The sequence below is a fragment of the Alkalibacterium sp. s-m-28 genome, from assembly GCF_054658175.1.
Window position 1 is genome coordinate 1 of sequence record NZ_BAAGIQ010000167.1, and the last position, 2,301, is coordinate 2,301.

Sequence of the window (2,301 nt, forward strand, 5' to 3'; positions counted from 1 at the left end):
TGTTTATGGCAAGATAAAAATACATAAGATTGCAGGGTAAAAGTACACAACTCTGCGGACGGCAAAATGCAATATAAAAAGCCATTGCAAGGCACCTGAAAATCCTCTAAAGTTAGAGTTCCTACACTTTAACTGGAGGTATGAAAGGTATGCTCACAATGACTGATATTAATACTATCAAAAATTTAAGGAATAATCACGATAAATCGATTGATCACATAAGAAAAGAACTTGGAGTGAATTGGCGTACAGCTAAAAAATACGCTGATGGCAATAACTTTCCAAAGAAGAAGAAAATAGAAAAAACAGGCATGATGTATGAAGAAAAATGGGGAGATATTTTAACCTTATGGCTGGACGAAGATGCCAAGTTGCCGAAGAAAAAACGACGTACTAACGTAGCTTATCACCGTGAATTGAAAGAACTTGATTTCCCGGGGTCCTATCGGACTGTTTGTGTATTTGTTCAAGACTGGCGTTCTACTCACAATGATAAAGGCGCTGTAGATAAAGGATTTGAACGTCTGGAACATCCCCCAGCAGATGCACAGCTGGACTTTGGAACGATGGAAGTCGAACATGAGGGGGCATTTAAAGATGTCAAAACCTTGGTAATGACCTTCCCGTTTAGTAATGTAGGTTTTGCGGTTGCGTTACCTGCAGAGAATCAGGAGTGTTTATTTGAAGGCATGACTCAATTGTTTCATCAAATCGGGGGTGTGCCGAAAGTCATTCGAATTGATAATATGTCAACGGCCGTAACGGAGAGAAAATCTAAATATAAACCTGCTGTACTAACTGAGGCTTATCTTCGATTCGCCACTCATTACCGTTTCAACACGCAAGTATGTAATCCGCGCAGCGGAAATGAAAAAGGAAGTGTTGAAAACAAAGTTGGATATATACGCTATAACTTTTTCCCTGCAAGCCCGTCAATGAAAGATTATGCTTCTTTAAATGATAAATTGAGAACACAACTAATTGAGGATAGAGATCGAAATCATTATGAAAAAAATGTCTCCATCATTGAACTATGGGAAGAAGAAAAAACTGAACTACTGGCTCTTCCGGATGTACCTTATCCCGTCTTTAAAGAGATTGAATGCAAGGCAAACAAGTATAACGAAATCAAACTCGATCAAACACTCATTCACGTGCCTAAGGCACGAAATCACACGAAGATATATGCTGTATTAACAGCTGAGACTTACACATTCTACAGTGGATCTGGTGACATAATAGCTGAAGGTGATCGCCCGTATATGTTTAAAAAACGACCGATTGACTGGGCATCTATCTTATTAGACTGGCGTAAAAAACTCCGTTCAATGGAGTACTCACGTTACTGGAAATATTTACCGGAGCGGATCAAATTATACTTAACTCATAATGACTGGAAGGTCCAAGCTGAACGTGTCGATATCCTTATTAATTTACTCGTCACTAAAGATATGAAACAAATCAACGAAAGATTCTATGAATTAATAGGGGTCGAACCGAGTTCGGATTCTTACAATGTGGATTGGAACAGTTATGATGCATTAGGAATTTTTCCCAAGGAGGTAGTATAAGTAATGGATCACGCTTACTTAGAAGAACTGTGTAAAAGCCTCCGGCTCTCTCATATACCAAAAGTCATTGATACGGATGGATTTGATTCAAAAGAGGACTGGTTACTTTTTCTTTTGAAAAATGAACTTCGAAGTCGCGAAGAAGCGAAAACGATACGGCTCTATAAACAATCAAAACTGCCATGTAGGCGGACGCTATCCACTTATGAATGGCACAACCAGATATCGCTTCCCAGCCCGACAACTAAAGAGGAACTGACTAGTCTGTCTTTTATCAAACAATGCCAAAACGCTGTTTTCGTAGGAACACCTGGTACAGGAAAAACTCACTTGGCATGTGCCTTAGGCACATTAGCTACAGAAAACGGCATAGATACACGCTTCTGGCGCGTATCTGACCTAGTCAGCGAACTAGAACGTCAATGGAAAAATAACACACTAGATGCTTTTAAAAAACGTTTTGACAAGGTTAAACTGATTATTTTAGATGAAATGGGGTATGTTCCGTTTACGAAAGAAGGAGCGGAACTTCTATTTCAGCTGATTAGTGATTGGTATGAGACGAAAAGCGTCATCATCACCAGTAATCTAGAATTTAGTCAATGGAATAAAGTGTTCATTGACGCTCGTCTGACAGCCGCATTGGTTGATCGACTGATTCACCATGCTCACATATTAAGCTTTACCGGAGAGAGTTTTCGACTAAAGAATGCACTATCCAAACACAAAT

2 protein-coding genes are annotated in these 2,301 nt (G+C 39.3%); both read left to right on the top strand.

Annotation, left to right across the window (positions count from 1 at the left end; all coding sequences use genetic code 11):
- Positions 1-149: 149 nt before the first annotated feature.
- Positions 150-1,571 (top strand): IS21 family transposase, encoded by a 1,422-nt coding sequence (istA, locus tag ACYQ4S_RS11615; RefSeq protein WP_346025642.1) that lies wholly within the window; start codon positions 150-152, stop codon positions 1,569-1,571.
- Between the two features lie 3 nt (positions 1,572-1,574).
- Positions 1,575-2,301, top strand: a 727-nt coding sequence (gene istB / locus ACYQ4S_RS11620) for an IS21-like element helper ATPase IstB (RefSeq protein ID WP_459771291.1), incomplete at its 3' end; no start/stop codon positions are given.